The organism is Viridibacillus sp. FSL E2-0187 (assembly GCF_038006425.1).
Classification (GTDB): domain Bacteria; phylum Bacillota; class Bacilli; order Bacillales_A; family Planococcaceae; genus Viridibacillus; species Viridibacillus arvi.
Genome location: NZ_JBBOVG010000001.1, coordinates 3,214,409 through 3,241,162 on the forward strand (window position 1 = coordinate 3,214,409; position 26,754 = coordinate 3,241,162).

A 26,754-nucleotide genomic window follows, 5' to 3' on the forward strand; every position below is an offset into this window, starting at 1 on the left:
TATTTTTTTATTACGAGAACAATTTGACGAAATCATCTCCTATATAAATAGAATACTTTCTTTCCATTTAGGGTATGAAAATATAGAGAATAACCATTTTCATCTTAAAACTTCAAATATTTTCTCATAAACTTTCAATACTGCTATTATTTTTTTCTAAAAACGGTTGAAAAATGCTGTCAATTTTGTATAATAGATATCGTTTGAGTAAACTAAAAGTTTCGTTAAAGTAAACTTTCGATTCTTTAAGTTTACGAATAGTAAACAATCGAGGAGCAAGGTAGATGCAAATCGGCAAAAAGATTAAACGACTTCGCCTAAAAAAGGGACTTACCCAAGAAGAGTTAGGTGAAAGAACAGATTTGAGCAAAGGTTACATCTCACAATTAGAAAGAGATTTAAACTCCCCTTCTATTGAAACTCTCTTCACATTACTAGAAGTTCTTGGCTCAACACCAAAAGACTTTTTTGATGATGAACAAGAAGAACAAAAGGTCGTCTACACAGATGAGGACCAAACAATCTTTACAGACGAAGATAAAAAATATCGTATTCAATGGCTTATTCCAACTTCTAATGAAAAAGAAATTGAACCTGTCATTTTAACATTTGAACAAAACGGTGAATTCAAACAATTTGAGCCTTCTCTCTCTGAAACATTTATCTATGTTTTAACTGGGCGTGTTCGACTTGTATTAGGTAAAGAAGAATATATCGCAACTGCAGGAAATGCGGTCTATTTCGATGCTTCAGATACTCATCAACTGTTTAATGCTCACGCAGGAAAAACCGAGCTTTTACTCGTCGCAACCGAATCTTATTTATAGTTTAGGAGGCCCCACATGACTGAAAACTCAATTATCCGCTTTGAAAACGTGTCAAAGTCTTATTCTGATGGCACTGTCGTATTAAAAGACATCAGTTTTGAATTAGAAAGAGGTGAGTTTTACACGCTACTAGGTCCATCTGGTTGTGGTAAAACAACAATTCTCCGCCTAATCGCTGGTTTCATGGAGCCAACGAGTGGCTCGATTTATTTCAATGGGAAGAAAATCAATAATGTTCCTGCAAATGAAAGACAAGTAAATACTGTATTCCAAGACTATGCCCTATTCCCACATTTAGATGTGTTTGAAAATGTAGCATTTGGATTGCGTATTAAAAAACTAAAAAATGCTGAAATAACAACTCGTGTAAATGAAGCATTAAAATTCGTTAACTTAGAAGGCTATGGCAATCGTGAAATTTCTGAAATGTCCGGTGGTCAACGCCAACGCGTTGCTATCGCTCGAGCAATCGTGAATGATCCTGAAATCATCTTATTAGATGAACCATTATCAGCATTAGATTTAAAGCTTCGTACAGAGATGCAATATGAACTTCGTGAATTACAACAGCGACTAGGTAAAACATTTGTATTTGTCACACATGATCAAGAAGAAGCATTAGCAATGTCGGATGAAATTTTCGTTTTAAACGAGGGTACTATTCAACAAAGTGGTACGCCAGTTGATATTTATGACGAACCAATTAACCGATTCGTTGCTGATTTCATTGGCGAATCAAATATAGTACCTGGTACGATGATTGAAGACTTTGTCGTGAAATTCGCTGGCAAAACATTCGAATGTGTTGACCAAGGTTTAAATCCAAATGAAAAAATAGACATCGTAATTCGACCTGAAGATTTAGAAATTACGTCACTTGAAAATGGTAAGCTAGAAGTAACTGTAGATACACAATTATTCCGCGGTGTACATTATGAATTATCTACCTATGATAAAGATGGAAATGAATGGCTTGTACACTCTTTAAAAAAAGCAACAGTTGGTACGAAAATCGGCCTAGATTTTGATCCTGAAGCCATTCACGTTATGCGTCTAAACGAGACAGAGGAAGACTTTGACAAACGTTTAGAATCATATGGAGATGAAGAAGATGAGAAATAACAAAAACAGCCCATTTACACTCGTTCCATATTATTTATGGATTGCTCTCTTTGTAATTGCCCCTATTATATTAGTTGTGTATTACTCACTTCTTGATTTAAATGGTAATTTTACATTCGCTAACTATCAGAACTTCTTTACAGGCGTTTATTTAAAAATGACACTAAGTTCATTTTGGTACGCATTTCTGATTACCGTATTTTCTTTATTAGTTTCTTATCCTACGGCATATTTAATTACTAAAACAAAGCAAAAACAACTTTGGCTTATATTAATTATTATTCCATCATGGATTAACTTACTTTTAAAAACGTACGCATTTATCGGGATTTTCGGTATGAGTGGTCCTATTAATGCAGTTTTGAAAACAATTGGCATTCCAGAACAACAAATCTTATTTACTGATGCTAGTTTTGTCTTTGTGGCTGTTTATATTTTCATCCCGTTTATGATTTTACCGATTTTCAATGCATTGGATAAATTAAATCCAGCACTTATTTATGCTTCTCGTGATTTAGGTGCTTCAAAACTGACCACATTCCGTCGAGTTATATTACCACTGACAATGAACGGTGTTAAATCAGGAATTCAAGCAGTATTTATCCCTTCGTTATCTCTATTTATGATAACTCGACTTATTGCAGGTAACCGAGTTATTACACTTGGGACTGCAATTGAACAACAGTTTTTGGTTACTCAGAACTGGGGAATGGGTTCGACAATCGCAGTTTTCTTAATACTATTTATGTTCATCATCATGCTACTCACTGGTCAAAAAGAGAAAGGGGCATCACAAAATGGAAAAGCTAAGTAAAGGTTCAAAGCTGTATTTAGCTTTGGTATTTGTCGTTTTGTATGCGCCTATTCTGTTTTTAGTATTTTACTCTTTTAACAGTGGCGGAACGATGACAAATTTTGAATCATTTACGTTGGAACATTATAAAGCTGTATTTGATGATACACGTTTGATCAACATTTTAATTAATACAGTTGTAGTAGCATTATTGTCCGCACTCATTTCCACTATGATTGGGACTCTTGGTGCGATTGGAATTGTTTCGATACGTAATCACAAACTACGTAACACTGTTCTTTCACTTAATAATATTTTAATTGTAAGTCCAGACGTTATTATTGGGGCATCTTTCTTGATCTTATTCACAATGGTTGGAGTTAATTTAGGCTTTAGTTCTGTATTATTAGCTCACGTTGCTTTTAGTATCCCAATTGTTGTCATTATGGTTTTACCTAAGTTACAAGAAATGAATTCTTCTCTAATTGATGCCGCACTTGATTTAGGTGCATCACGTCGCGATATTTTAACTCGTGTTATTTTACCTTATATCAAACCAGGTATTTTCGCTGGATTCTTTTTAGCTTTAACTTATTCCCTTGATGATTTCGCAGTGACGTTTTTCGTTACCGGAAATGGCTTTAGTACTTTATCCGTTGAAATCTATTCTATGGCACGCGCTGGTGTGTCTTTAACTGTTAATGCTATCTCAGGCTTAGTATTCTTTGTTACGATGTTACTTGTGCTCGGTTATTACTTCATCACAAACCGTAGTAAAGGCGCTCGTGGATCGGAGGTTCCTAAATGAAGTCATTAGTACGCTATACAGTTGGCATAATTCTTGTTTGCGCAGTACTGATGTATGCTGCAAGTGTAATGGACCAAACTTCCGGGAAATCAGGAAAAGATATTTTAACCATTTACAACTGGGGCGAATATATTGACCCTGACTTACTGAAACAATTTGAAAAAGAAACTGGTATTCACGTTATTTACGAAACATTTGATTCAAACGAAGCGATGATGACGAAAATTGAGCAAGGTGGTACATCTTATGATATTTCTATGCCATCTGAATACACGATCGAGCAAATGAAAGAACGTGAATTACTACTTCCTATCGATTACAAACAAATTCCTAATATCAAGAACATCGATGAAGATTTCTTAGATTTGGACTTTGATCCGAAGAATGAATACTCAGTCCCTTACTTTTGGGGAACTGTAGGAATTGTTTATAATCCAAAAATGTTAAAAGGTCAAGATTTTAATAGCTGGGATGATCTTTGGGATCCATCTCTAAAAGGAAAAGTGATATTAGTTGATAGTGCTCGTGAAGTTTTAGGTGTTAGCTTAAACAGTATGGGAAAATCACTTAATTCTACTGATACTGATGAATTAAAGGCAGCAACTGACAAATTAATAAAAATGGCTCCGAATGTCAAAGCCATTATCGGAGATGAAGTAACGCAATTAATGGTCAATGGTGATGCCTCTGTTGCTTTAACTTGGTCAGGTCAAGCCGCTGATATGATGTATGAGAATGAGGACTTAACATACAATGTACCATCAGAAGGTTCGAATCTATGGTTTGATAACATGGTTATTCCTAAAACATCTAAAAACATTACTGGTGCGCATAAATTCATTAACTTTATGTTAGATCCTGAAGTGGCTGCTCAAAATGCAGATTATGTAGGATACTCTACACCGAATAAAGCTGCATTAAAATTAATGGATCCTGAAGTAGTCAACGACGAACGTTACTATCCTTCTAAAGAAGTTCGAAATAATTTGCATGTGTATAAAAATTTAGGTAAAGAAAAAATCGGTGAGTACAATGAGTTTTTCTTGAAATTTAAAATGTCCATACGATAAAATAAAGAAGCTCGGTAGGTGTAAACCTTCTGAGCTTCTTTTGTTGCTTAACATCTGAACAAGCTGTATAATTCTAACAGCGACATTAATTAGCAACACGAAATACTTCTTAAAGAAAGAGAGTAATATATGAAATCTTCTAATAAATTGGCATTGATTTTATTAATGTTTAATATGTTTATCACGATGAGTGCTGTTGGTCTTATTATTCCTATAATGCCCACATATTTAAAACTGTTTGGTGCAGCAGGACAAGTACTCGGCTTTTTAATAGCTATAATAGCTTTTGCGCAGTTTCTGTTCTCCCCTATTGCAGGTAATCTATCTGACAAAATAGGTAGAAAAAAATTAATAGTTTTTGGTCTAATTTTAAACGGTATTGCACAAGTTTCTTTTGGCTTATCTACAGAACTTTGGATGCTATTCGTTTGTCGGTTCTTAACGGGAGTCGGATCTGCCTTTATTGTACCGCCAATTATGGCCTATGTAGCAGATATTACAACCATTGATGAACGTGGAAAAGCAATGGGGCTGATTGGTGCAGCGATTTCACTAGGCTTTATGATTGGACCTGGAATTGGTGGCTTTTTGTCTAATGTTAGTCTACACTTCCCATTCTATTTTGCAGGGTCTGCTTCTATAATCGCAGGGGTGCTATCTCTCATCTTACTACCAGCGACAAAGCCTATAATACAGAATGTTGTAAAAGGTGATAACATATTCAAGCAATTAACCCGTTCATTCCATGCCTCATACTTTGTACTACTTATTGTTGTCTTTGTCTTCTCATTTGGAATTTCAAATTTCCAAGCGACATTATCGATGTTCTTAACATATAAGTTTGCATACACTGCAACTGATATCGCCATATTAATGACTGTTGGTGGTTTTGTTGGTGTCATTGTTCAAGGCTTTGCATTAAATAAGTTATTTAAAAAATTCGGCGAAATGAAAATTATTTTATTTGGTCTTGCAGTTGCATCTATTAGTATGCTAGGAATATTATTCGTTAGTGGATTCTTTATCATGTTACTTGTAGCAACTATATTCTCAACAGCTACAACTTTAATTCGCCCAGCTGTTAATACACTAATTTCAAAAACTGCTGGCAATGAACAAGGTTTTGCTGCTGGTATGAATAATGCATACATGAGTTTAGGTAATATGATTGGTCCTGCACTTGCAGGAATATTATTCGATTGGAATATGAATAGTCCATATGTTTTCGGGACAATTATACTTGTTAGTTGCTTCTCCTTAACTGCTGTTTGGGCAAAGAAAAAAGCAGCACTTGCTTAATTAAATATATTTAAAGGCGGCTCAAACTCGAGCCGCCTTTTTAACGTGGTTTTTTATTTTTTAATAGTTCACTAACATTGAGATGGTCTTCATGTTTGGTTTCTTTTTTTGTTCTACGAAATCCCTTTGGAATATTCAGTAATGAAGTCAAACCGAATCGTCTTAATGTGATATCAATAAAGAACAATAACATCGCAGTAAACACTAACCATTGTGTAATACTCTGCTCGTTTGAACTTGATGTGGGAAGCTTACGAAAGGCTTCTGCTGGATCTGTTAGTTCCTTACCATTAGTTTTTGTTGAAAGCTCTTTTAGTAACTTTGTATTGTCAGGCTGTATTTTATATTCTGTACTATAAGGAATAGTCAGTCCCGCTTGATACATACCTTTTTCATCATTTGAAACTCTGAAGAATACTAATCCAGGTCCATGTTCAAATTTCACACGTGTTTTACCAGGGGCTAAAGGTTCTTCTGTGATTGATAACTCTTCACCTTTTTCATCTACAACAACTAAGTCCATAAAGGCCGATTGTGCTGTCGGGTCTGAAACAATAAAAGAACCGTCGCTCTGCTGTTGGATATTATAGGGTACCTCTTTATATGCTGGGAGTAGCTCTGACACGGTCATGTTCCAAAAATCCGACCATCCTTGAAAGCGAGCCCAATCTCCACTCCACTTGCCTGTTGTATCCGATGTAAAGGCCATTGTCTTTCCTAGACCGTATTTCCATTCAGCAAAGATAGGATCATCCTTTTCACTTTCAGCAATGACATTAGCCGTTTGCTTTGCTGTAGTAGCGATATAAGCATTCATTTTCGGCACGCCATCTTTAAAGAGACTTTGCCATTTTGTCCCTCCACCAATGATGGGATAAAACGGATTGTCTTCAATATATGTGCGAGTCAACATCGACGTTTCACGAGAAAGTATAGACGGAATTGTTTCTTCATCTACTACATCATAGAATCGACCTGCACCTGCTTCCGCTAAATATTGAAGTAATCCCCGATCAGAATCTTGTCCAATCGCAACTGTAGAAAGTGTAATATTCGCTTTTTTACCTTCCGCAATTAGCTGCTCATATGAATTATTTGTTGCTGCCTGACCATCTGTTAATAATATAATATGCTTGCGCTGTAACTTTATATCTTGCATACGTTCATAAGCTAAGCTTAATGAAGTATAAATTTCTGTTCCTCCATTTGGTGCGACAGATAAAATTTGCTCAATCACTTGCTTTTTATCTTCTACCGGGGTTGGAGGGATAATTTCCCATGGCCTATCGTCAAACGCGATAAATCCAAACGTATCCTCCTCACGTAATAATTCAACTGATCGTGCAGCTGCTTCTTTTGCTAAATTAATTTTGTTACCACTCATACTACCTGAACGGTCTAAGACAATTGTTAAACCAAGAGAAGGAATCTGTTCTTTACCCTTTACTTCCATTTCAACAGGTAAAATGGTTTCAATCGGCGTTTTGAAATAACCACCGAGACCAAAACTATTTTCCCCACCAATCATCATAAATCCCATTCCAAAGTTTTTCACTGCCTGTTCAATCATCGCCATTTTCTTTTCCCCGACTAAATGCCCTGAGACATTGTCAAAAATAATAGCATCATAGCCAATATAAGATGACTGCATTGACGGTAATTCTATCGCCGAGATGTCATCTACCTTCATCGTACTCTGGTCAATGATATTTGATAGGCTACTCGATTTCACATCATCTCCGTGCACTAATAATATATGTGGTGTTCCTTGTACAGTGGTTACACTCGTTAATTCATTATTTTCGAGTAAGGCATCTTCTGCCATTTTAAGTTGCACATCATATTTAATGAGACCGTCACCTTTTACCGTATGACGGAATGTAACTGTATTTGAACCACTATCTAACTGGACTTTTTGTTTTTCAATTACTTTATCATTCGCCGATAAAAGTAACTCACCTGTCGTATTTGTCGATGCTTCTATTTGTACTGTTAACTGTTGCCGTTCACCTTTATATGCCACTGGTGGCGTTTCAAAAGATGTAATGGCAACATCTTGTTTTACTGGTTTATCTACTTTTACTGTATCAATTTGAATATTACTATTTTGTAGCCGACTAAGTTGATCCATTGTTGAACCCGCTGTTTCTACTCCATCTGAAAATAATACAATACGAGTAGCCTTATTACGATCTACTACATTCGATACTAGCTGTAAGGCATTTGCTAAATTAGTTTGTCCACTATCTTTTATAGCTGGCCATACTGGCAAATTGATGTTATCAGCGGTTAAGCCAAGATCAGTTTGTACTCCTGAAGCAAAGCTATAAACCCCTTTAGATTGGTAATACTTACTACTTTCAATACTTTCTTGAATCCAACTTGCAATATCTTTTTCAGTTCCTTTCATAGAGGCAGAACGATCTACTAAAAAGACTACTTGTTCTTCCTTTACCGGCAATAAAATATAAGGGGCGCTCAATGCAAAAATAAGTAAACTGATTGCTACTACACGCATGTAGAAAATAATTTTATTTTCTTTATTATAACGTTTACTACTTTGTAGCCATGCCCATCCAAAATACATTAGAACTGGTATGAATAACAAAAGATAGAGAGGATGGTCAATGCGTAAATCCATATCGACGTTGCACCTCCCATTCAACTAGTAATAATGTGATAATCAACAATAATAATAATGGCACTAGAGGTTGCTGTATATAATTAGTTGCTTTTTTATCCATAGTCTCTCCATATTCAAATGAAGTCCCTTTAGCAATTACTTTCTCTTGCTGCTGTAATGTAACTACGAAGCGTTTTTCCTCATTACTCGATTTCATCATATAGAGTCCTGGTTTAATAGGTGCGATAAAACTGTTACCATCTTCAAAGCTACGAATGTATTCCCCGTCTTGAGTATAAATTTCATACCCTTTTTCTCCACCATCTGTTCCTGCCAAAGAAATAATACGTCTTTCATTCGGTGAAAACGTGCCGATATCACTGCCACTACTAGCAAGGCTTTCTTTTGCACTCCATAAGAATAAAGGGAATGAAGGGTGAAGCGGCCAATCTGTCATTTGTATATCGGCTAAAACAGCAATATGTCCTACAGGTGAAATTTGAATAAATGGCGCATCTCCAATTGTTGCAATCGTTTTATAATCTGTAAACGCAGGATACAACTCATTGACGTATACATCTTTTATTGGAGCATAAGCAAAGAGGTTAGAATCCTTCGTTTTCAGTTCTCCCTTTACTTCTTTTGCTTTTTTATCATCACGCCCAATTAAAAGAACTGGTTGCTTTTGTTGCTCTAACAACCTCGATTGGTTTGTAACGAGAATTGCATCATCCTTCGAATCTCCTAATTGTAATGATGGCACTATGCTTACTGGGAAATCCATCGCCTGAAAAGCTTTTTGTACTAATTGCTGTAATCCTTGATCAACTAAAATTTTAGATATATTTTGCTGTATCAAAATGGTCATTTCGTTATCTACTTTGTAGTCATCCATGACCTTTAACTTAGCTGTTAAAGCTGTTTGATTAGGAAGATTATCGAAGAGAACACGTTCTTCTTTATTTGCAGGGATAGTAATTTTCTTTTCTGTTAACTCTTTACCTTTATCATTAGTAATTAAAATTGTTACTTGTTGTTCTTTACTCGTATCATTTTTCACTTGAGCAATCGCCTTCAGTTGACCTTCTACTTTTGTTGCACCAAAGCGCTGCAATGAAATGTTCTGTAGGTTATCTGGTGCCCCTTTAACAATCCATTTAACGTCTGGTAATTCCAATGGTAATTGTTCACGTTCTATCGCATCCGTGAACAAATAAATAACTGTTGATTTCTTGCTAATGAATGTTTGTAAAAAATCTAACATTGTTGGAAACTGTTCATTAGCATATGTAACTTCTAAAGAATTTACGGCATTTTGAATCGTCTTAGTATTTGTTTCATTACGCAATACTACTTGTGGTTCTGATCCAGTTGTTATAATTGTAACTGCCTTCCCACCGAGCTTATTTGTTAAATCTAGCATCTCTTTTTGATGTGCCTCAAATATCGTTTGTCCTTCATTTTCCGATAGCATTGTAGCTGACGTATCTACTATCCAAATAATTTGATCTCCAGCAATAGATTTTGTTTTCCAATAAGGCTGTGATAAAGCGATAACAAGTAAAATAAGTCCAAGCATTTGCAAATAAAATAGGGCATTTCGTTGTAAATGTTGTAAATAAGGTGAAGCTTTCGTTTCTTTCATTACTTCGTCCCAAAAAAGCGTGGAGGAAATTTGTTTCACCACATATTTTTTACGGAAAAAATAATAAATTAATACCGTTAGAGGAAAGATTGCTGTTAATAGAAACGGTAGTTGATTAAATCCCATTTACTTCACCTCACTGTAACCATTTTGCTTTGACTAGTTGATTAAATAGAACGTGTTGGAGCCCATCTACCACTTGCACAGTTAAATGTTGTACACCATATTTTCTACATATTGTTTCAAGCTCTAATTGATGTTCCTGTTGTTTTTCTTCATATGATCGACGTACATTTTGTGACATAGATACATTTACACTCGATGAAGTCTCAACATCAACTAATCGTACATCCCCAGTGTAAGTTGGTAATTTTTCGTCAGGTGATTGTACTTGGAGAAGTCGAACATCCTTTGCAAATCTCGGCGTTTTACTCAAAAAAGCGCTCCATTTTTCAAGTGGTTCAAGTACATCTGAAATAATTATCAATATTGTTGCATCCTTAGGCAAAGTTTGTAAAGCATGTTCAGCAAAAGATTCGGTGAAAATTGGTTCCGATAAATCTGATACCGTCTTTTCAAATGCCCTTTGATAAGTAGCGCCCTTGCGACGAAATAGTGGTGTCGGCTTGTCTGATACATATGAAAATGTTAATCGATCATCCTTATTTAATACCATAAGGCCTAAAGCGGTAGTTAGCTGCCGTGCGAATAGCCATTTTGACTCCTCACCCATCGATTTCGTTGTATCAAGTACTATATGAACACGCATCTCTTGCTCATCTAAAAAGCGTTTAATAAAGAATTTCTCAGTTCTCGCAAAGACATTCCAATCCAATTGTCGAACATCGTCACCTGGATGATATTCTCTAAAATCAGAGAAATCTAGTGAAGCTCCAAATCGCTGTGACCGATTCGCTCCTTTATGATGGCCACGTATTTTTGTAGCTGTATTTAAAGACAACCGGCGGATTTTACTAGCCCATTCATTTGGCAGCAAAAAATTTGATTGCATCATACAACTTGCCCTTGTTTCATTTTTTCAAGTAAAGTATTTAGTACATCGTCAACTTTTAAGCCCGCAGCCTCTCCTTCATAATTAAGCATTAATCGATGGCGGAGAGCTGGTTTTGCTACAGTTTTTATATCTGCAATAGACACATGATAGCGGCCATTAATTAGAGCACGTGCTTTTGCAAGTTTTACTATACTTTGCAATCCTCGAGGACCACTACCATACTCGATAAACTGTTTTACTTCATCAATCGTATCAGGACTATCTGGATGCGTAGCGACAACTAAATCCACCGCATAAGAAAGCATATCATCAGCTATCATTACTCCTTTCACCATTTCTTGCAATTCAACAATTTCTGTATCGTTCATTATTTTTTGTAATTCAATTGAAATTGTACCTGTCGTTCTTTTCATGATTTCCATCAGTTCTATTTTTGATGGAGTCGGGACTAGTATTTTACAAAGGAAACGGTCCATTTGCGCTTCTGGTAAAGGATAGGTTCCTTCCATTTCGATTGGATTTTGTGTAGCTAATACAAAGAATGGTTTTGCCATTTTCTTTGTATCACCAAGAACAGTTACTGTTTTTTCACCCATTGCCTCTAATAGTGCACTTTGAGTTTTTGGCGTTGCACGATTAATTTCATCGGCTAATACCATTTGACTGAATATAGGCCCTTTTTGGAAAGAAAATCGCTGATTTCCATCTGCTGAACGTTCAATAACACTCGTACCTGTTATATCCGTTGGCATTAAGTCTGGCGTAAATTGAATACGTGAAAACGATAAGTCAAGAACTTCAGAAATTGTTCGGATCAACATCGTTTTCCCTAACCCTGGAAGCCCTTCTAGTAAAGCATGGCCATCAGCAAGAACAGCAAACATTGTATAATCGATTGCCTCTTCTTGCCCAACGATAAAGCGACCAATTTCGTCTCGAACAGCTTGTAATTTTTCACTCATCGCTAAATATTGCTCCGGTGTGTATGACATGGATTTCCTCCTCTATTTGTTTTCAATCGTAGAAAAATAATTTTGAACAATATTCTGTAATTCTTTTGGTAATTGCAGTCGATCTGTTGTTTGGAAATACGAATCTTTATAACTTCCAACGACTTCGTCATAAGGTCTTATTGATCCTTTGTGAACTGGGCCATTTTCTGTTTCATGAATTTCTGCAGCACTACCATCACCCATTTTACCGGAGTCTACTGATGTTTCCCCTTTACTGCCAATACGTTCTGGGATTGCTAGCAAATTGCGATTGCCTTGACCGAGCCCTGCCCCCTGACCAGTGCCTGAGCCTGAACCACTACCTTGACCTTGACCTTGACCTTGGCCTTGACCTTGGCCTTGGCCTTGGCCTTGACCTTGACCTTGGCCTTGGCCTTGACCTTGGCCTTGGCCTTGGCCTTGACCCTGGCCTTGGCTTGGATTCTTTCCGTTCGGATTAGGATTACTATGCGTATTTGATTGAGAAGTACTACTATTTTGTGAACTACTTCCATTTTGATTGGAACTCTGACTAGCATTGCTATTTGAAGTAGCCGATTGATTTTGATTTTGAACATTTGCTTGCTGATTTTGTAACGCGGATTGCAGCGATTGGGAGAGTGGCTTTCCCTGTTGACTCATCGCAGTTTGTGCATCTTTAGCCTTATTCAGCAATAAGTCATTCGCTTTTTGCAAATCGGCTAATTCTTTCACTTCCTCCTTTGATAATCCTTTCCCTTCGCCCTTTTCATCACTTTTAGCTAGTTCCTTTTTCTCTAATAATTGCTGCTCTTTTAATTGTAATTCCTTTTGCTTTTTCACTAACTCACGTAACGCTTCTTCAGATGTCTTAGTTTCTTTTAGCTTTTCCTGTAGCTTCGCTAATTCCTTTTTTACTTCTTCTGACTTTGCCTTTTTCTCAAGCTTTTTCACTTCTTTTTTCATGTCTGTAATGATCTTATTTTCTTGCTCGGCATCTTTTGCAGCTAATTGTGTTGTTGCAGGAAATAAAGTAAGAGCGAAAATTGCAATGGCAATAAAAAAACTACCTAATATGTAGGGTACATGCACGATTTTCTTCTCTCTTGCTTTAAACTTGAGCAACGCTATTTCAGCATGATCATCTGTCTGCTTCAGTAAATGTTGATACAATGGCGTCGAAGTATCGTCTATCGAAAAAACAGTACGCAATTGATTATGTGGAAAATAGCCATCAAGTGCATATATTGACTGCTCTTTTGATGGCTTCGTCCACAAAATATAAAGTACCCAAGAAACAAAAGTCATGATAAATGCTATGAGTGCAATTTGAGAATAGTAAGGAAAAACAAAGAATCGAGAGACAATCATTAATATAAAACTAACACTCAATGCGACTAGTAGTGCCAACTGAATTTTAGTAAATAAATGCTCAAGAACAAGACTCGTTTTTGCCTTTTTTACTGCGTGTGCTAAACGACTTTGTTCGTTCATCGATTACCCTCCTCATCTCGCTTTTTTCATGTTAACACGTAGTCTTTTTATAGCAATAAACAAGCAGACAACGGTCACAATGGAATAGAATATTAAATATCCTGCCCAAATTGGAAAATGAATTTTTGTCACTTCATAGAAACTCTCCAACATTTCAGGGCTAATGAGTGTCATCATTAAAGCAATTGGATTAATGGTACCCCAGAAATAAGCAAAAATTGATGGGTTACTTGTCACACCTGTTGTGCTCGATACATTCATCTGCACTGAGATCAAAAAGAAAAACGCCGTCACACCTGTTAAAAATAGCATCGATCCATACGTCACAATCATAGAAAGAATAGTCTTCCTAAGTATTGTCGAAAACATGACTCCGATACTTCCTATAGCAAGCATTGTCAAAATCAAAAATGCAAAGATAACAAGTAATTGTGTAGGTGAAACACCACCAAATAAAAACACTAAACTATAAATTGGCAAACCTGCAATTAATAATAGTAATAAAAAAACGATAGATGAGCTCATTTTCCCAAAAATGATTTGAAAAGAAGACTGCGCCGTAGTTAAGAGAATATTTAACGTTTGTTTTTCGCGTTCAGAACTAATTGAACCGGCTGTCATACCTGGTGTAATAAACAATGTTAAAGCTAGTTGAACAAAAGTCAGCAAACTAAATAACAGTACGCTTTCTTGTGAATTTATGAAACCACTTAAATTAAACTCCATAGATACAAAAATGAAACCAAAGACAAATATGCTGAGTGCTAGTAAATAAAACATGATGCCTGAAAAGCTTTTAAAGGCACGAAATCTTAGCTTAAGTTCTTTTATAAGCACTGGATTAGTAAACATCGACCTCATGCTTCATCTACTCCCTTCGTAATAGCCATAAAGACATCTTCTAAGTCTTTTTCTTCTTCTGCAAATGATAATATAGGAATATTTGCTAATACTGCTTTTTTCAATAGTTCCATCTGTTCTTCATCTGATCCTCGATAACGGAAACTTAATTGCTGTTCACCTGTTTCAATTCCTGTTATAAACGGATTTTCTTCAAAGAAACTTATAGCTTTTTCAAGACCATCTTGCAGCTTCACAGTCAATACTTTTTCACCTTGTAATTGTGTTTGAATAGTTGAGACCGATCCATGAGCTATTAATTTCCCATTATCAATAACACCAATTTCATCACACATCTCCGCAAGCTCAGGGAGGATATGCGAAGAAATTAATATTGTCTTACCCATTGATTTTAGCTGTTTCAAAATATCCCGCATTTCTATTCGAGCACGGGGGTCTAGACCCGATGCCGGTTCATCCAAAATAAGAACTTTTGGATCATGAATAAGCGTTCTAGCTAAACAAAGACGCTGCTTCATACCACGTGATAATACATCAACATATTCATAGCGCTTATGTGTTAAATTGACTAGTTCTAAAAGTTGTGGAATTAACTTCTCTCTTTCAGCTGCTGGAATACCATAACTTGAACCAAAGAAATCTAAATATTCATCTGCCTTCAATTGGTCATAGACCCCAAAGAAGTCAGGCATATATCCAATTAGTTTTCGGATTTCCTCAGCGTGTTTCGTTACACTTTTACCATCAATCCATGCATCACCAGCTGTTGGTTGCAGTAGTGTTGACAAAATAGAGAATGTCGTTGACTTACCCGCTCCATTTGCTCCTACAAAACCAAATACTGTTCCTTCACCAATTGAGAGATCCAGTCCTTGTAAAGCATAAAAGGAACCATATTTTTTTGTTAGCCCTTTAATTTCTATCATTTTTGGACCTCTCCTTTCAATTGCAATTCTGGTAACACGGTCCTTGAATCATTATATTTCCCAATATTCTTTATTAATTTATAAATAACTTGACCATCTTTTGAAATATATTGCGAAACGTCTTTATCAACTATAAATCTGGCATCGGTTACTTCTTCAAACTTATCTTTTTTCACATTATATAAATTGATTGTTAAAGTTTGCATATCCGTATTGGCTAGTTGTAATTCTGTCCACTTTACTTTTTTATCTAATATAGAATCTGGTATTGTCCAATTCACATCATATTCGCCATCATCTAAATACCAAGAATTATTATCCTCAAAGGTTTGTTCAACGTAGCCACCCATCGTTGAATTAATCTCTTTAGTCATTGCATTTGCAGGTAATACGAATTCACCTGATAAATTAGTTTTCGGATTAAAATTTTGGACAATTAAATTCATAGAAGATTGCTCAGCTTTTTGCGTTTTTAATTCAATTGGTAATAAAGCTTCATCTACCCACGCCACTATAGCTGGTTGATCATTATCACCTAACATTTGATAAGCTAAGTTTCTAGCACTCTGCTGGCGATTTTTTAGAAGCTCTTTTTTATTTTTTGCTGGTTCTACTCCTACCATGCCCATTTGCATTGGAGGCAATAATATTGAACCATTAATTGTTTGAGTTACTTTTATAGTCTCATTTGGTTCAACATCACCAATTTCCAACCACTTAACACCTGACCAAATTGATACATCCTTCATTTTAAATGGGAAGTTATTTTTAACTGTACCTTTCACAGCCCCATTTTCTACGTCTAACTGAATATCTAAACGACCAACATCTTTAATTTGCGTATGGCCAACCAAGTTACTTACAGCCCAATAACGGCTATTTCGAATTGTCAATGATTGATGGTCGGCATATTGTTCTAATACCGCTTTTTGATGTACATCATTTAAGTTTCTGAAACCTGAATATGTAGTAGACATAGTCATTGAAGTATCTTTTGGTGCAGTAAATTCAAAGTCACCACTACGATTTGATAATAATGCTGATGCATATATACCTGATAAGCTATTATCATCATTAACCTTAAAAACAGCTGTTTGCTGAATTTGCGGATTTAATAGACGATCTTTTGCCCCGTACCAAAAGATGAACAAAGAAGTCACAATTGCTAATACGGGAATAATCCACCATGCATGTTCTCGTTTATCTTTATTTTTTAGTAAAAAATAGAGTACTGGTCCTAAAATGAATATATATATGATAACAATAACTAGTAATAAAATAGCGGAGACTTGGAATGATGGAAAAATCTCATTTTGACTGACTAATTCCCAATTCATTTGACTTAATGTTGATTGTAATGATTGGTTATTAACTTTCAAAGGTACTATTTTCTCAAGAAGTTTTGTGTAATCATCTTCTTTTGCCAAAGGAGCATTTCCTAGAGAAAAGGCAGTTTGTATAACCTCCCCCTTACCTACAGCAAGTTTAGCAACAAGCGGAGATTGGTTTGCTTCTAATATAATTTCTGCATTATTATTTAATTTGGCTTCGTAAGCTTTTACGTTTTCTTTAAAATTGCCGCCTTTCGTTAACTTTCTGAGTGTCTCTTTAGATACTGTTCGCTCTTCGCCTAAAGTCAACGGCAAATATTCTTTCAATAAACCAACTTCGGCATCTACGTTAATAGAAGCCCCGATAATTGCTTTACCACCATTTTTCACCCATTCAATAATGGCTAGCTGTTGTTCTTCTGTTAGGTCAGCTAATTTATACTCGTCAATAACAAGTACATCTCCCGCTGACCAAGAAGCTGCTTTTGAAGGTATTGTAAAGTCTGTTAACTGTGCAACATCTATTACTTCCATTCTAGTTGCATTGTTTTTACTAAGTTTAGTGAAGCCTAATAACCTATCAGCATTACTTGTTAATGTGAAAACAATTGGTATGTCAGCTTCAAGTAGTTGTGGATTGATATTTGCTTTACCGGTGTACTCAATCGATTTCCCTTTTTTCCAACCACCTTCAAAAAAGTGAATCATTTGTTGATTTGATCCATTTCCAATATACGCATCTGAAAACTGTTCGAATGCTACTTCTATCGACTTCGTTTCATTTTCTCCAATCTCTACTGGGATGGAGACACCACTTCCAGTATTATAGTCCTGCATTGAGTCAATAACGATGTCACCAGAAAATGCAGTTCCTGTGTTCTTGACCGTTATTGTAATAGGCAATCCCCTATCATATTTACCTTTATTGGCAAACCCAACTGATGTCTTCACATCTAGCTTCGGTGCCGCAAATGCCTCCATTTGAATACCTGGTAAAAAGCTAAATATTAATAAAAAACATGAGACCAGTAATATTAACCTACTTCGCAATGGAGATCCCCCCTCTTTCTTCTTTTTTATTAGTACGTTTTTTTAAATAACTTGGTTGCATAGATAACAAAAATATATATTTTTACAAACTGAGGAAAATATTTCTTATGATTAATTAAAATGACCTGTTTATACGAAAAAAACCTATAGTGCAGAATTACACTATAGGTTTTTACTATTTATAAAAAGTAAATGAACGTAAGAATTGTTCTACAAATTGTATATTAACATTAATTAGTTCTTCATCTGGTTGCATAGCAGAATGATGAAGACCATATGGCGTATTTGCCCCTGTCCAGAACATAGCACCTGGTAAGTCTTTTAAAAAGAATCCAAAATCTTCTCCAGTCATTGCTGGTGGGCATTCATAAGCTACAACCCCAGGTAACTGCTCAGCAAAGCGTAATAACTCATACGCACAGTGCTCATCATTTTCCACTTGATAATAAGATGAACCATAATCAATACTTACTTTACATTCATAGGCTATTTCAGTCGCTCTACAAATTGCTTCTATACGCTTTTTAATCAATTTCATCGATTCTGCCGACATCGTTCGAATAGTACCCTCTAGTCGTGCATTTTCAGCAATTATATTCTGAACAGTACCCGAAGTCATCTTTCCAATCGTTACTACAGCACTATCTAAAGGATTTATATTCCGACTGACAATTGTTTGAAGTTGAATCATTAGATTAGCAGCTGCAACTGTCATATCTCTCGTATTATGAGGATATGCTGCGTGGCCACCTACCCCTTTTAAATCGATAAAGAGCTCAGAGGTATTCGCGAATAGCATACCTGGTCTAGTTGCGATAGTCCCCACAGGATATTCAGGAGCGATATGTAAGGCAAAAATAGTGTCTGGTACTAAATCAGGTCTTTCACTTTGTAGCCATTCAAGCATAGGCTTTGCACCACCTGGACCTTCTTCAGCTGGTTGGAAGTATATAATTACGGTGTTTTCTGGTTGATTTTCTGAAAAGGCCTGCACTAAACCTAATGCGATAGTCATATGGAAGTCATGGCCACAAGCATGCATAAAACCTGGATGCTCTGAAGAATAAGTCAATCCTGTATTTTCTGAAACCGGTAGACCGTCAATATCAGCTCTCCAACCAATTTTCAACTGTGGATTAGAGCCATTAATCGTCACAATAATGCCCGTTCGCCAAACGTCAATTTGAATGTACGGCTTCCACAACTTTTCAATGATCGTGAGTAAATACTTTTGGGTTTTCTCTTCCTTAAAACCAACTTCCGGAATTTTATGTAACTCTCGTCTAATTTCCAGTAAACTTTTCATCTTATACACCTGCTTATAATTTACGAAGATCTTGCATAATTTCAGTTTTTGATTTTGTTTTCTCATCAATATCTTTGATGACTTTTGCTGGCATCCCTGCTACTACTGTATAAGGTGGCACATCTTTAGTAACGACTGCTCCCGCTGCAACTACAGCACCTTCTCCTACTCTACAGCCTTCTAAAACAACTGCATTAGCACCAATCATTACTTTATCTTCAATAATAACTGGAGATGCGGAAGGTGGCTCGATTACACCGGCTAGCACAGCTCCTGCTCCAATGTGACAATCTTTTCCTACCATTGCACGACCACCTAATACAACATTCATATCAATCATTGTACGATCGCCAATTTCAGCTCCAATATTAATGACACTACCCATCATAATGACACAATTATCTCCTATAGTAACTTGATCACGGATTATAGCACCAGGTTCTATACGAGAGTTGATACCTTTTAAGTCAAGAGTTGGTACCGCAGAATTTCTTCGATCATGTTCAACAACATAATCAGCAATTTGTGCTTCGTTAGCTACTAAAGCTTTTTCAATTTCTGCCCATTCGCCAAATACAACAGCTGAGTTACCTTCACCAAAAACTTTACTTCCCTCACCAAATGAAAGATCTGCTACTTTTTCACCTTTTACATAAACTTTCACTGGTGTTGCTTTTTTGGCATTAGCTAAATAAGCAATAATTTCTTGTGCGTCTAATTTCTGCATTGGTTACGTCCTCCTACTATTCTGAAAATATGGACTAATTGTACACGAAAAATAATAGTGTTGTCATTTCTTTTCTTCCGTACTATTCGAATAATCATAAAGACATTCAGCGTGTTTTTTCACAAGATCTACAAAAGCTGCCACTTGGCGCAATTCAAAAGAAGATTCATAACCAATAAGCCATGTATCTCGTGTTAACTCAAATTCCTCTTCATTATTCGTCAGGGGGATGGTATTAACATCCTCATGTCCACTTAATGTGATGGAAGGTAAAATGGCGTATCCAATTCCGTTCAATGCCATTTGTTTGCAAGTCTCAATTTGATCTACCGTAATTTGTCGACGAGGATTAGACTTAAAATGCCGTTGCCACCATTGTTGTATTTCTTGATAATAATTAGAATCACTTTTGAATTGAATAAATGGACGATCTGTTTCGAAAACTTCATCAATCTCTTTAATTTCTTTATCTACTAAATACAACGTATCACGGAATAAGTGAATCTTCGAGCCTTTCCAATCTGTATGTCCACGCACTATACCTACATGCGCCTCCCCCTCATAGAGAGATTTAACAATTTCTGAACTCCAACCTGTAATTAGTGAAATTTTAGCTTCGGGATATTGTGTCATAAAATCTTTCAATACTTTAGGTAACCATGTATGCCCTACAATCGAAGCACATGCTATTTTCAATGTACCGTGTACTTTTGAATTCAATGACTGAATCATTTCATAAATTTCTTCTTTTTTTGCAATTGTATCAATCGCAAACTGTATGACCAACTCCCCTGCTGGTGTAGGTGTTAATCCCTTTTGTGAGCGTAAAAACAACTGTGCTCCCCAGTCTTTTTCAATGGATTGTAAACGTTGAGAAAGGGCCGGTTGGGATAAAAATAAACGTTCAGCTGCTTTTCTCATATTGCCTTCCTCAGACAATACTTTTACAATTTGAGCTTCTGTTGTAGTCATCGAAAAGTAACCTCCTGTTCGTCCTTATATGGCTTAAATCATTTATTATAAATAAAGAAGGCCCCATTAATGGCGACCTTCTTTCATTTTGTCATATTAAGAATTGAATTGATAGATGTGTTTTTTTAGTTGTTTTAATATTACACGACGTGTCATAATCCCCATGAAGGTACCTTCATCATCAATTACGCATAAAAATGCATGATTAATTACAAGGTCTAGTGCTCTTTGGAAATTATCGCCAATGTTTAATGTAGCTACTTTCTTATCCATTATTTCATCTACTTTAATATCTGTTAATCTCTCATACTCTATATGATCCATTCCCAAAATCGGTTCTGTAATCATACGCATGCTTAACATGCCATGCAGACGGTATTTTGCGTCAAGTACAGGTATAGACGAATAGCCTGTTTTCGTTAGGACGAGCAAGGCGTGCTCTGCATTATTCCCCATTTGAACATGTGCAACTTTCTCTGAAGAAATGATAAAATCAGTAATTGGCATTTCAAGGAACTCTCTGCTACTTAAGGACATCATAGTATTCTACTCCTTTTTCTGTTCCTCGTTTTAGAACAGCAAAATACTTATTAATCATATCACAGTCCCTCATAAAATTTCCATTTCTACAAATAAATTTTTAAGGATATATAATATTAATTCATAAAATTGAATTTTTATGTAATAGCAACAATAAAAAATGTGAAGAGGGAACTAACAACCCCCTCATCACATCTTTAGAACCATTGGTATTTCACGACATTGTAAAAAATTAAAATAAATACAAAAACAAACGCTAAGCCATATACCCAAATAATTGGATTAAGCATCGTTGGATTATCTTTAACAGCCTGACTAATCGGTTGATCATTATTATGAACAGCCTCTTGCTCCATTTTCGCAATACGTCTCGTATAAGCATACCCGACACCGCAAATAAGTAATATTACTGCCATTAACGGCCAAGTCCACGTATCCATAGCGTCACTTCCTTCTTACTTGTTTCGCTAAGTATGTGCATTACTTGGCTATTTTAGTCTTTAAAATGGATACTGATTTAAGTGTTGTCCACCATCAAGTGTGACAACTTCCCCATTCATGTAAGTTGCCTTGTCTGACATCATAAACGTTGCTAAATCAGCAATTTCTTCCGGTTTTCCTAATCGACCAAGTGGCACAGACTGTAATGTGCGTTTCGCTGCTTCTTCGGATTGCCATAACTTATCAGCACCACCAGTTCTTTCAATTGGCCCTGGAGCAATCGCATTAACTCTGATACCATATTGTCTTCCCCATTCCACCGCAAGTGTTCTAGTTAAAGACAGTACTCCAGCTTTTGCTGCTGCTGAATGGGCAACTCCTGGACCAGCATCCCACGCATAGGTTGCGATCATATTAAGAATGGAACCATTTATTTTGTTGTCCATCCAGTACTTCCCTACTTCTTTTGAACAATAAAATGTACCATTTAGTACGATATCAATAACGGATTTCCATCCATTAGGTGATAAATCCTCAGCACGAACGATAAAGTTTCCTGCAGCATTATTTACTAGACCGTCTACTTGCCCAAAGGTATCTACCGCGAAATTTAACATTCCAGTAACATGTTCAGGTTGCCTTACATCCATTTGGAAGATGGCAATATTGTTCCCGTCTCTTGAAATTTCATCCTTTGCGTTTTTTAGACGCTCTAAATCACGACCTGTAATGACAACGTTTGCACCTTCTTCTACAAACGTTTTCGCCATATATTTCCCCATTCCATTTGAACCGCCTGTGATAATAATTGTTTTCCCCTTTAACAATTACGATTCCCCCTTTGAATGAATATTCATTCATAATTTTACCATACTTCGGAATTACTGTCTTTATTTCAGAGTAAAAATAAAAACCTCAATGGTAGCCATTAAGGTTTGCATTTATTATGCCTAACAAAAATACATTTCGATAATACTTTCAATCGGGACTGGTCGGCTAAAATAGTAACCTTGTGCCTTTTCACAATTTACTTCTTTTAAAATTTCTACATGATCTTTCTTCTCGACACCTTCAGCAATTACTTTCATACCTAAACTATGTGCTAGATGAATAATTGTTTTCGCTATTGCTTCATCCTTTTCATCTTGTTCAATTTCCTTAATGAAAGATTGATCGATTTTTATAATATCAATTGGATATCTTTTCAAATAGCTAAGAGAAGAATATCCTGTCCCAAAATCATCAATAGAAATAATAACACCCATTTTTTTTAATTCTTGTAAAATAGTAAGGGTTTCATGGATATTTGTCATTGAACTTTCAGTAATTTCAAGTTCTAATGATTGCGGGTTCAATTCATATTTGTAAATATATTTTTTTATTGCATTAGCGAAAGCTTCTTGCTTAAATTGCTTGGATGAAATGTTAACTGCAATTCGAACATCTATAAATCCGTTAATTTGCCATTCTTTTAACTGAATACATACTTGATTTAGAACCCAATCACCTATTTCTAAAATGAGACCAGAATCTTCTGCAATAGGAATGAATATACTTGGAGGAACTGAACCAAACTTTGGATTATTCCATCTCAGTAATGCTTCAAAACTGTTTATTTTGCCAGTATCTAGATCCACTTGAGGTTGATAATGAATCGATAATTCGTTTTTTTCGATTGCACGTCTAAGATGGGATTCCATCACTGCTCCATTATTAGAGGTATCAAGCATTTTACTATGATAAAAACGAAATGTTGAAGGTACTCTCTCTTTTACGTATCTTAGTGCTTGGCCCGCTTTTTTTAGTAACTCATCTAATTCCGCTCCATCAGCTGGGTACATAACACCCCCTATAGAACCTGATATATTCAACTCTAGCTCATCTATACAAAAAGGCTTTTTAAATAATGCTAATACTTTCTCCGCAAAATATTTTGTTTTTTCAACATCCGATTGTTGTAAAAGAAAGATAAAATCATCACCATTTTGTCTGTAGATTTGGCTATTAGCATCAGAAAGAGTAGAAAGTCTTTGCACCACTTTCTTTAACAACTCATCTCCTTTATTGAAGCCAATAGAGTCATTGATTTTTTTAAACCGATCCAAATCTAATAGTATTATCGCCATCTGATGACCCCTACACTTGGCAATTCTCTCTTCTTCTTTAAAATGCTCCTGTAGTGCACTTTTATTCCAAATGCCTGTTAATTGGTCGTGATATGACGATCCATTACTAACTACTTTAGATAATGTTAAACAAATTACTTGGTGTTGTGTCGTTGTATCTGCAATCATACGAACATTAAAGTTATGTTGTATTGTTTTCTTTCTAATTGTTATCTGTTTAGTATATGGTTCTAAAACTTCCCCTACTTGTAATAAGAGATCTTCTAGATTAGTTCCCATTTGAAGTGTAAAAAATGATGATGCTAGCATTTTATGTTCAAATGTTAAATCAAAAAAAGTTCTAAACGATTCATTAACGTATGTAATCCAATATTGATTGTTTGAATCTTGTTCTATTAACATTGTCATGGATTCAGGATACAATCTTGAAAATTTTTGTATAAAATCTAGATATTGTTGAGGACTCAATGATGAATTATACATATAATGCCTCCATTAACAGAAGTAGTCTACTATTTATTATCATAATTGATTTTTATTCGATTGAATACAATTTTATTTATTCTTTTATATCTTTTGGCATATTATTTATATTTAATTTTTAAAAAGTATATTTCACGCGAGATTTTTCGACTAAGATAAAAAGACTTTCGTCATATTAACAAAAGTCTTAGTTTAAATAATGTTATACTTCACTCTTCATCTGTTAGGACACGGTAGGCTTCTTTTAAGAAGATTTCCTGGCTATTTATACATTTATCTCCATCTTTTTTCTCGTTATAATAGTAAACACCATTCTCATCTTGAATGCGTGCCTTCTCATTATCACGGAACTGAGTCTTCATAGATTTCATAATACGTTTTTTTATTTCAGTATCAAAAATTGGGAATAGAATTTCTACACGTTTGATCATATTTCTTGTCATCATATCTGCTGAAGATAAAAATAATTTGTTTTCTCCATTATGATGGAACCAATATATACGTGAGTGTTCAAGAAAGCGACCTACAATACTTATAACTGTAATATTTTCACTAATCCCTTTAATACCTGGGCGCAAACAACATATCCCGCGGATAATTAAATCTACTTTCACTCCGGCAATTGAAGCTTCATACATTTTCATAATCAATTCTTTATCAGTTAATGAATTCATTTTCGCACGGAAATGTCCTTTACCGTACTTCAAATGATAATTGATTTCGTCATCAATTAGTTTAATAAATTCAACTCTTATATCATTAGGTGACACCACAATGTGATGGAAATTTGGCTTTTCCGTATATCCACTTAGGAAATTAAAAAAGTTCGTCGCATCAATTCCAAATTTCTTTTTCGTCGTTATAATACCCATATCAGTATAAATTTTCGCAGTTGCATCGTTATAATTCCCTGTACCTAAATGGACAAAACGCTCTATTTTACTTTGTCTTCTTCTAACAACTAGCGTGATTTTAGAATGTGTTTTTAAATTATGCATGCCATAAATAACTAGACAGCCTGATTGTTCTAGTTCTTTTGCCCAGTGTACATTATTTTCTTCATCAAATCGTGCTTTTAACTCTACTAGAACCGTTACTTGCTTTCCATTTTCAGCAGCCAGTTTTAATGCATGAATTACTGGTGAATTCCCGCTGACACGGTATAACGTTTGCTTAATGGCTAAAACACTAGGATCGTTTGCAGCTTCTGTGACAAATTCCACGATAGGTGTAAAAGATTCATATGGATGATTAAAGAATATATCCTGAGTTAACGCTTTCTCAAAAATATTTTCATCCGACCCTAAATCTTGTGGTGGCTGAGGGATGAAACTTTCATATTCTAAATGCTTTCTTCCTTCACCTACAAATTTTACAAATGAAAACAGAAAAGTTAAATCTAGTGGACAATCTACGCTATACACTTCCGCTTCCCAGTCTTCTAATTCATTCAGCAGAAATTGTAGTACGCCTTTATCCATTTCGCCTGTACGAACTTCAAGACGAGTTAGAGCACCCCATTTACGCTTTTTCAATTCTTTTTCAATTTCTAAAAGTAAATCACGTGCTCCTTCTTCATGAATAGTTAAATCTGCATTACGTGTTAGACGGAAAGATTGTACAGATTTAACATGATACCCATAAAACAATTTATTTATGTTTGCACTAATTATATCTTCAAGAAGTACCACTGAGATTTCATTCCCTTTAGATGGTACTTGAATAAAACGTTCTAAGACAGATGGAACTTGAACAACTGCTACTTTTTCGCAGAACTCTGGTTCTACATTGTCTTGTTCCAAAAGTATTATCATATTTAAAGTTTTACTGATTAATGTTGGAAAAGGGCGATAAGCATCAACTGCTACAGGTGTTAATACTGGAAAAATCGTTTCTTCGAAATATTCATTGATAAAATTAGTTTGTTCTTCATTTAGCTCCGCTATTTTGCGCGTATAAACATTCTCTTTCGGTAATAATTGTTTCATTAATTTTTTGTAAATCGCTGTTTGTCTTGAAACAAGTGCTTGGGTTTTTTCAGAAATTCGAGCCAATTGTTCCTTTGGTGTTAAACCTGATTTATTCTCCGGCTTATGAAATCCAGCTTTCACCTGATCTTGTAACCCTGCTACACGTACCATGAAAAACTCGTCCAAATTGGAACTGAATATCGCCAAAAATTTCAATCTCTCAAGTAATGGGTTTTGTGCATCCTCCGCTTCCTGTAACACGCGTTCATTGAATGCTAGCCAACTTAATTCACGGTTGTTGTAGTATTCTGGTTTTGTAATTTCTGTATGCTTAACTTGGACTAATTCCATTAT

Annotated in this window: 22 protein-coding genes; 6 read left to right on the forward strand and 16 right to left on the reverse strand. The window is 35.5% G+C overall.

What is annotated here, in order from left to right; all coding sequences use genetic code 11:
• The first annotated feature begins 284 nt into the window (after positions 1–284).
• The 6 genes from MHH85_RS15780 to MHH85_RS15805 all read left to right on the forward strand — a co-directional run bounded on the left by MHH85_RS15780 (position 285) and on the right by MHH85_RS15805 (position 5,919).
• Positions 285–827 carry a helix-turn-helix domain-containing protein gene (locus MHH85_RS15780; protein ID WP_038183578.1) on the forward strand — a complete coding sequence of 181 codons (543 nt, stop codon included), beginning with the start codon at positions 285–287 and terminating at the stop codon, positions 825–827.
• Between the two features lie 15 nt (positions 828–842).
• Positions 843–1,949 carry an ABC transporter ATP-binding protein gene (locus MHH85_RS15785; RefSeq protein WP_053417607.1) on the forward strand — a complete coding sequence of 369 codons (1,107 nt, stop codon included), beginning with the start codon at positions 843–845 and terminating at the stop codon, positions 1,947–1,949.
• Entirely contained in the window at positions 1,939–2,763 is an 825-nt protein-coding gene (locus MHH85_RS15790; protein WP_053417608.1) for an ABC transporter permease, read from the forward strand. Before MHH85_RS15785 ends, MHH85_RS15790 begins: the two co-directional genes overlap by 11 nt.
• Entirely contained in the window at positions 2,747–3,550 is an 804-nt protein-coding gene (locus tag MHH85_RS15795) for an ABC transporter permease (RefSeq protein ID WP_053417609.1), read from the forward strand. The genes MHH85_RS15790 and MHH85_RS15795 overlap by 17 nt, the downstream gene beginning before the upstream one ends.
• Positions 3,547–4,620, forward strand: coding sequence for an ABC transporter substrate-binding protein (locus MHH85_RS15800; RefSeq protein ID WP_193738602.1), 1,074 nt, complete (start codon positions 3,547–3,549; stop codon positions 4,618–4,620). Before MHH85_RS15795 ends, MHH85_RS15800 begins: the two co-directional genes overlap by 4 nt.
• A gap of 129 nt (positions 4,621–4,749) precedes the next feature.
• Positions 4,750–5,919 carry an MFS transporter gene (locus MHH85_RS15805; protein ID WP_193738601.1) on the forward strand — a complete coding sequence of 390 codons (1,170 nt, stop codon included), beginning with the start codon at positions 4,750–4,752 and terminating at the stop codon, positions 5,917–5,919.
• 40 nt (positions 5,920–5,959) lie between these two features.
• Here MHH85_RS15805 and MHH85_RS15810 read toward each other — a convergent pair whose 3' ends face one another.
• The 16 genes from MHH85_RS15810 to MHH85_RS15885 form a co-directional block, all read right to left on the reverse strand.
• Positions 5,960–8,560: a VWA domain-containing protein gene (locus MHH85_RS15810; RefSeq protein ID WP_340707690.1), complete on the reverse strand. Its 2,601-nt coding sequence runs from the start codon at positions 8,558–8,560 to the stop codon at positions 5,960–5,962.
• On the reverse strand, positions 8,544–10,313 hold the full coding sequence (locus MHH85_RS15815; RefSeq protein WP_340707691.1) for a vWA domain-containing protein: 1,770 nt from the start codon (positions 10,311–10,313) through the stop codon (positions 8,544–8,546). Before MHH85_RS15815 ends, MHH85_RS15810 begins: the two co-directional genes overlap by 17 nt.
• A gap of 10 nt (positions 10,314–10,323) precedes the next feature.
• Positions 10,324–11,202: a DUF58 domain-containing protein gene (locus tag MHH85_RS15820; protein WP_340707692.1), complete on the reverse strand. Its 879-nt coding sequence runs from the start codon at positions 11,200–11,202 to the stop codon at positions 10,324–10,326.
• Entirely contained in the window at positions 11,199–12,194 is a 996-nt protein-coding gene (locus MHH85_RS15825; protein ID WP_340707693.1) for an AAA family ATPase, read from the reverse strand. The genes MHH85_RS15820 and MHH85_RS15825 overlap by 4 nt, the downstream gene beginning before the upstream one ends.
• A gap of 12 nt (positions 12,195–12,206) precedes the next feature.
• Positions 12,207–13,667, reverse strand: coding sequence for a hypothetical protein (locus MHH85_RS15830; RefSeq protein WP_340707694.1), 1,461 nt, complete (start codon positions 13,665–13,667; stop codon positions 12,207–12,209).
• Positions 13,668–13,679: 12 nt separating this feature from the next.
• A complete protein-coding gene (locus MHH85_RS15835) occupies positions 13,680–14,528 on the reverse strand; it encodes an ABC transporter permease (protein ID WP_193738596.1) in 849 nt (282 codons plus the stop codon).
• Complete coding sequence (locus tag MHH85_RS15840; RefSeq protein WP_193738595.1) at positions 14,525–15,454, reverse strand: ABC transporter ATP-binding protein; 930 nt, start codon at positions 15,452–15,454, stop codon at positions 14,525–14,527. Before MHH85_RS15840 ends, MHH85_RS15835 begins: the two co-directional genes overlap by 4 nt.
• The gene (locus MHH85_RS15845; protein ID WP_340707695.1) at positions 15,451–17,835 is read right to left on the reverse strand and encodes a DUF7408 domain-containing protein; all 2,385 of its coding nucleotides are present in this window, start codon (positions 17,833–17,835) and stop codon (positions 15,451–15,453) included. Before MHH85_RS15845 ends, MHH85_RS15840 begins: the two co-directional genes overlap by 4 nt.
• Positions 17,836–18,010: 175 nt before the next feature.
• Positions 18,011–19,141: an N-acetyldiaminopimelate deacetylase gene (locus MHH85_RS15850; protein ID WP_340707696.1), complete on the reverse strand. Its 1,131-nt coding sequence runs from the start codon at positions 19,139–19,141 to the stop codon at positions 18,011–18,013.
• Positions 19,142–19,154: 13 nt separating this feature from the next.
• Entirely contained in the window at positions 19,155–19,868 is a 714-nt protein-coding gene (gene dapD / locus MHH85_RS15855; RefSeq protein WP_193738592.1) for a 2,3,4,5-tetrahydropyridine-2,6-dicarboxylate N-acetyltransferase, read from the reverse strand.
• 63 nt (positions 19,869–19,931) lie between these two features.
• Positions 19,932–20,840 carry a LysR family transcriptional regulator gene (locus MHH85_RS15860; protein ID WP_193738591.1) on the reverse strand — a complete coding sequence of 303 codons (909 nt, stop codon included), beginning with the start codon at positions 20,838–20,840 and terminating at the stop codon, positions 19,932–19,934.
• Between the two features lie 96 nt (positions 20,841–20,936).
• Positions 20,937–21,380 (reverse strand): cyclic-di-AMP-binding protein CbpB, encoded by a 444-nt coding sequence (gene cbpB, locus MHH85_RS15865; protein WP_053417622.1) that lies wholly within the window; start codon positions 21,378–21,380, stop codon positions 20,937–20,939.
• A 197-nt stretch (positions 21,381–21,577) separates the two neighbouring features.
• Entirely contained in the window at positions 21,578–21,820 is a 243-nt protein-coding gene (locus MHH85_RS15870) for a hypothetical protein (RefSeq protein ID WP_193738590.1), read from the reverse strand.
• A gap of 60 nt (positions 21,821–21,880) precedes the next feature.
• Positions 21,881–22,648, reverse strand: coding sequence for a 2,4-dienoyl-CoA reductase (gene fadH, locus MHH85_RS15875; protein WP_340707697.1), 768 nt, complete (start codon positions 22,646–22,648; stop codon positions 21,881–21,883).
• Between the two features lie 123 nt (positions 22,649–22,771).
• The gene (locus tag MHH85_RS15880) at positions 22,772–24,430 is read right to left on the reverse strand and encodes a putative bifunctional diguanylate cyclase/phosphodiesterase (protein WP_340707698.1); all 1,659 of its coding nucleotides are present in this window, start codon (positions 24,428–24,430) and stop codon (positions 22,772–22,774) included.
• A 209-nt stretch (positions 24,431–24,639) separates the two neighbouring features.
• On the reverse strand, positions 24,640–26,751 hold the full coding sequence (locus MHH85_RS15885; RefSeq protein ID WP_340707699.1) for an RNA degradosome polyphosphate kinase: 2,112 nt from the start codon (positions 26,749–26,751) through the stop codon (positions 24,640–24,642).
• Positions 26,752–26,754: the final 3 nt, after the last annotated feature.

Bases quoted from the DNA above. Each gene is read 5' to 3' on its own strand.
- MHH85_RS15780 (WP_038183578.1), top strand. From the start codon at position 285: ATGCAAATCGGCAAAAAGATTAAACGACTTCGCCTAAAAAAGGGACTT.
- MHH85_RS15785 (WP_053417607.1), top strand. From the start codon at position 843: ATGACTGAAAACTCAATTATCCGCTTTGAAAACGTGTCAAAGTCTTAT.
- MHH85_RS15790 (WP_053417608.1), top strand. From the start codon at position 1,939: ATGAGAAATAACAAAAACAGCCCATTTACACTCGTTCCATATTATTTA.
- MHH85_RS15795 (WP_053417609.1), top strand. From the start codon at position 2,747: ATGGAAAAGCTAAGTAAAGGTTCAAAGCTGTATTTAGCTTTGGTATTT.
- MHH85_RS15800 (WP_193738602.1), top strand. From the start codon at position 3,547: ATGAAGTCATTAGTACGCTATACAGTTGGCATAATTCTTGTTTGCGCA.
- MHH85_RS15805 (WP_193738601.1), top strand. From the start codon at position 4,750: ATGAAATCTTCTAATAAATTGGCATTGATTTTATTAATGTTTAATATG.
- MHH85_RS15810 (WP_340707690.1), bottom strand. From the start codon at position 8,560: ATGGATTTACGCATTGACCATCCTCTCTATCTTTTGTTATTCATACCA.
- MHH85_RS15815 (WP_340707691.1), bottom strand. From the start codon at position 10,313: ATGGGATTTAATCAACTACCGTTTCTATTAACAGCAATCTTTCCTCTA.
- MHH85_RS15820 (WP_340707692.1), bottom strand. From the start codon at position 11,202: ATGATGCAATCAAATTTTTTGCTGCCAAATGAATGGGCTAGTAAAATC.
- MHH85_RS15825 (WP_340707693.1), bottom strand. From the start codon at position 12,194: ATGTCATACACACCGGAGCAATATTTAGCGATGAGTGAAAAATTACAA.
- MHH85_RS15830 (WP_340707694.1), bottom strand. From the start codon at position 13,667: ATGAACGAACAAAGTCGTTTAGCACACGCAGTAAAAAAGGCAAAAACG.
- MHH85_RS15835 (WP_193738596.1), bottom strand. From the start codon at position 14,528: ATGAGGTCGATGTTTACTAATCCAGTGCTTATAAAAGAACTTAAGCTA.
- MHH85_RS15840 (WP_193738595.1), bottom strand. From the start codon at position 15,454: ATGATAGAAATTAAAGGGCTAACAAAAAAATATGGTTCCTTTTATGCT.
- MHH85_RS15850 (WP_340707696.1), bottom strand. From the start codon at position 19,141: ATGAAAAGTTTACTGGAAATTAGACGAGAGTTACATAAAATTCCGGAA.
- dapD (WP_193738592.1), bottom strand. From the start codon at position 19,868: ATGCAGAAATTAGACGCACAAGAAATTATTGCTTATTTAGCTAATGCC.
- MHH85_RS15860 (WP_193738591.1), bottom strand. From the start codon at position 20,840: ATGACTACAACAGAAGCTCAAATTGTAAAAGTATTGTCTGAGGAAGGC.
- cbpB (WP_053417622.1), bottom strand. From the start codon at position 21,380: ATGATGTCCTTAAGTAGCAGAGAGTTCCTTGAAATGCCAATTACTGAT.
- MHH85_RS15870 (WP_193738590.1), bottom strand. From the start codon at position 21,820: ATGGATACGTGGACTTGGCCGTTAATGGCAGTAATATTACTTATTTGC.
- MHH85_RS15880 (WP_340707698.1), bottom strand. From the start codon at position 24,430: ATGTATAATTCATCATTGAGTCCTCAACAATATCTAGATTTTATACAA.
- MHH85_RS15885 (WP_340707699.1), bottom strand. From the start codon at position 26,751: ATGGAATTAGTCCAAGTTAAGCATACAGAAATTACAAAACCAGAATAC.